The 3,821-nt window shown below is 40.7% G+C and carries 6 protein-coding genes; all 6 read right to left on the reverse strand.

The window, feature by feature from the left end:
- Nucleotides 1-534: hypothetical protein (locus F6K57_RS39225; RefSeq protein ID WP_293074106.1), on the reverse strand; the 534-nt coding region annotated here is incomplete at its 3' end.
- Nucleotides 527-1,228 (reverse strand): hypothetical protein, encoded by a 702-nt coding sequence (locus tag F6K57_RS39230; protein WP_293074108.1) that lies wholly within the window; start codon nucleotides 1,226-1,228, stop codon nucleotides 527-529. The genes F6K57_RS39230 and F6K57_RS39225, both read right to left, overlap by 8 nt.
- Before the next feature lie 214 nt (nucleotides 1,229-1,442).
- Nucleotides 1,443-2,429, reverse strand: a complete 987-nt coding sequence (locus tag F6K57_RS39235; protein WP_293074110.1) for a protein rep — start codon at nucleotides 2,427-2,429, stop codon at nucleotides 1,443-1,445.
- Nucleotides 2,430-2,745: 316 nt separating this feature from the next.
- Nucleotides 2,746-2,997, reverse strand: a complete 252-nt coding sequence (locus tag F6K57_RS39240; RefSeq protein ID WP_293074112.1) for a hypothetical protein — start codon at nucleotides 2,995-2,997, stop codon at nucleotides 2,746-2,748.
- 104 nt (nucleotides 2,998-3,101) lie between these two features.
- Nucleotides 3,102-3,440: a hypothetical protein gene (locus tag F6K57_RS39245; RefSeq protein WP_293074114.1), complete on the reverse strand. Its 339-nt coding sequence runs from the start codon at nucleotides 3,438-3,440 to the stop codon at nucleotides 3,102-3,104.
- A gap of 47 nt (nucleotides 3,441-3,487) precedes the next feature.
- A partial coding sequence (locus F6K57_RS39250; RefSeq protein ID WP_293074116.1) for a hypothetical protein occupies nucleotides 3,488-3,821 on the reverse strand: 334 nt, incomplete at its 5' end.

Here is a 3,821-nt window from a genome sequence, read left to right on the forward strand (position 1 = left end):
TAATCGTGAAACTTGACGATTAACTTGACAAAGACCCTGCACACCATGCCCACCATCAAAAGTTGTTTGCTTAACCTTATCGTAGGAATGCAGGTACTCCAGTTTTTCTCTAGCAGTAGCTCCAGCATCAAGATACTCTTTTCTTTCGCGAGGAATCCCCAGAGCTTCATCAATTGACTCTTGAAGAATGACAGCAAAACTAGCATCCTGCATTGCTACTGCAACCGGATATTCTTTGTCTGATGCCAGCTTTACCAAGATGACCAAATCAACTTGAGTAACGACAAAAATAGCATTGGAGTTAACTGTGGTCAACAGTTTTTCCGCCACCGAGGAATCCCCTCCTCGTAAGGCTTTGAACTCAGATGAGTTCATAATATCCGCAACGGATCTGCGGGGAATTTTCAACCCTCTTGATACTCCGCTACGACTAAAAACAGGCTGCTCAATAACAGGGTGCATAAATGCCTGAAATTCAACCCCGAGAACTTTAATGCCACCTGGAATGGGAGCAACTTTGTTTGACTTAAGCATTATTTCCCCCTCCAAGTTCTAATCCTAGAGCTTCAAAGGCTTTTGAAAGATCACAATTTTCTTTTTGCTTATGGACTTCTTCTTGTTGAGATTCCAAAGCAGATACCCTGACACGAAGACTTTTTATCTCCAATGCCATCTCAGTGATAATCAAACTAAGATTATCGATAGGAAGCTCTGGGGAAGGTGATGTTTGATTGACCTCTTCTACGTCAACTTGTTTTGGATTAGCAGTAGTTGAATCAGCACTAGCAGGAGAACGATCTTGAGGCTTATTTAATAATGTTGGGTCCGCTGTCAACCAACGATTAACAGAAGCTTCAACATGATGCTTGTGCTTATCCGTTAGGGAAAAAGTAAGTGTAGGGTTAATATGATTCTCTGTGCCAGGAACGATGGACTTTTCTACAAGCTCCATCTCAATTAGAACGTTAGTAGCAACACTTACAGTCGAACGGTGGAGATGTATTGCCTCTGCTATTTCAGTACTTTTCAAGGAGTTTGGAAAGGCGCTCTGCAAAAAACAAAGAGTGCGGATCTGACTATCCGACCGAATTAAACTGGTAGGATCTTTCAATTCTTTGTCCTGTTTTAATGAGAAAAGAGTATCATCTTCCTGTTGTTTCTTTTTCTGGAAATCACTGAAAGTATAGGGTTGACCCATTAAAGATGGATCTTTTACATTAGTATTCATCTGGTGATGTTAAGGAGTTTATTAGACTCCCTCAACATTATTTATTACAAAAAAGAAACTTAAACCACCAATGACTTTGGCGAGAGATTGGTGGTAATTTCCATTGGAATATAATACAGGACATTTTAAGTTAAACGCAAGCCTAAAAGCGAGATATATCAACAGTTTCATGTCTTGCATGGTCGTTTTATGAAAATAACCATGCAAGACATGGCTAAGTCAGCCTATACTTCTTCTCGCCACGCTTCCACTCAAACATCAAATGAGTGTCATCTGTACTAGTTTCACTTTCCTCATCATGTCCAATTAAATCTTCAGGTTCTTGCTCTAAAGATTTAAAATATTCGCGGAACACACCACCAACAGAAATCGCTTTAGTGCCATGAATTTGTCGCGTATATTCCAAGAACCACTCCTTATCTTGTTCTCCTTGGAGATGAGTAAAGGTTGACGGCTTAGTTTGGTATTTAACAACCTCTGCAATAAGACCTATCAATGAATCCTTGGATTTCAACGCCTGTACATCCAGAATTGGCTGATAGTCGCAACGTAGAGATTTCTGCCACATCTCACACCACTTCTTCTGAGACAGGTAGTTGCGACCAAAATAACTAGCTTTAACACCAAGCAAGATATGGAAGTGAGGATGAGCGTCACCTCTTCGACCTCTAGTCACCTCAACAGATTTTATCCAACCCTCCCCTGGAAAAGCTTTAAGTCTACTCAGTCTGGTAAAACTCTTATTCATCCAGATCAATGTCTGTCTTAATTCCCATATCTCACAGTTTTTAACCGTAAGGGTTAGAAAGAGAAACCGATAGGCTGGATAATCCTCAATAAAGAGAGGTAAAGCTTGGTACGTCTTCGCTTTCCATCTAAGAGATTTACGCCAACAACAGACCATACACGTTCTGACTCTACAGAAACGTGCTGACTGAAGCTTTAACTTCATCTCACCGTTTTCTTTGGGAGCAAGAATGAAATCTAAAAATTCACTACAAAAATGAATCCGTTCACTATAGCGCTCAAATTCAGTATCTCGATAGTGCCCTTCTATCTTGTCTGATTCGGATCTATGTTTATCCCATGGCTTGTCCCTTTCAGATAAATCTGAAAGGTAGGGTTGCGCCTTTCCTTCATCAGATTTAGACGCTAGAATAGGATATACAAAGCTTCCGTCCGAACCATTTAAGTCGGACATAGAAAATCCCTTTATATAGTTGTGAGTCGTGTCCTTCCATTATAAAGGGATTTTTACCGCTTTTATTGCATGAGAACCATGTCCTGCAAGGGATTAACTATATTTTGCCGATGCAATAGGAGCCTTTAGAAGATTCAAGTGAAGGTTTTGTAGACACAGATTAATCACTTCGCACATAGCAACACGAGAGGGGATAACCCCTCTCAGGACTCTCCCCATACCACTTATTTCTGACGGTCGAGTGACTCAATGAGTGCACCAAGCCTAAAACTTCGCAGCGCCCGTCAAAACCGCTACGCTATAAGTGGTAGACTAGCTAATCACTTTTGTCCCAGCCCGTTAATTGTTTCACTATCACATCTAACGTCGCCTCAATACGATTTTGACCGTGTTCTAAACGAGAAATCCGTCTTCTCATTTCTTCCTTAAGAGAATCAATATCAGAAGATATGATTTCAAACCCCTCGGAAATTCTACCTTCAGGTTCAACGTCCAACTCTATCGTTTTCAGTTTCTGCTCTAAAAGCGTCAACCTCTGTTCTATCCGGTCAAACCTTTCGTCAGTCATCACGAACACCTCCACAATTTATTTTAGATTTAGATCAAAACTGATTTCGATGAACCATGCAAGACATGGTAGATTAAATCGATTCTCCATGTCTTGCATGGTTTTTACTCTTCACTCAATACTTCCTTAATCGCCATCAATAAAGATTTGCGAGCATCCTTACAAACTAATGATTGCTCTCCTACGCGCCGCTTATTGGCGAATCTAGAGATAAAAACGTTAACCAGCTTTTGTTTGAGTTTGCGAAAAGAAACCTCCTGAACAGTAGGACATCCACTACTAATCCATTCACTTAGCAAGTCCGCACAAGATAGCCCTCGATTATTAGCAATTTCCATCAAACGTTGTTTATTATCCAGGGTTACTCGAAAAGTGAAGTTTGAATCTCTACCACCAGAAGCCCCCTTAACAAAACGTCCGTCTTTGCCACGGTTTTTTGTCATTTAATTTTCTCCAAAAAAATCACCGTGCAAGACACGGTGACATCCTCTTAAAACGGGGCATCCATAATGTCATAAATTTGCTGAGTTCGATCTTCAGCAACTCCTAGATTCTTGTCTAGAGTATCTTTGGAGCTAGCTTTAACAGCCTTCTCATGTACTGTATTGCCTACAGTAATCTTGACAGTTTCAGCACTTGAACACTTCTTTCTCCAATGAAGACTTTGCTTACGACGAGAATCAGCATCAGGAACAGCTAATCGTGAAACTTGACGATTAACTTGACAAAGACCCTGCACACCATGCCCACCATCAAAAGTTGTTTGCTTAACCTTATCGTAGGAATGCAGGTACTCCAGTTTTTCTCTAGCAGTAGCTCCAGCA

Origin of the sequence: Moorena sp. SIO4A5 (genome assembly GCF_010672005.1) — a bacterium.
In the GTDB taxonomy this organism is placed as follows: domain Bacteria; phylum Cyanobacteriota; class Cyanobacteriia; order Cyanobacteriales; family Coleofasciculaceae; genus Moorena.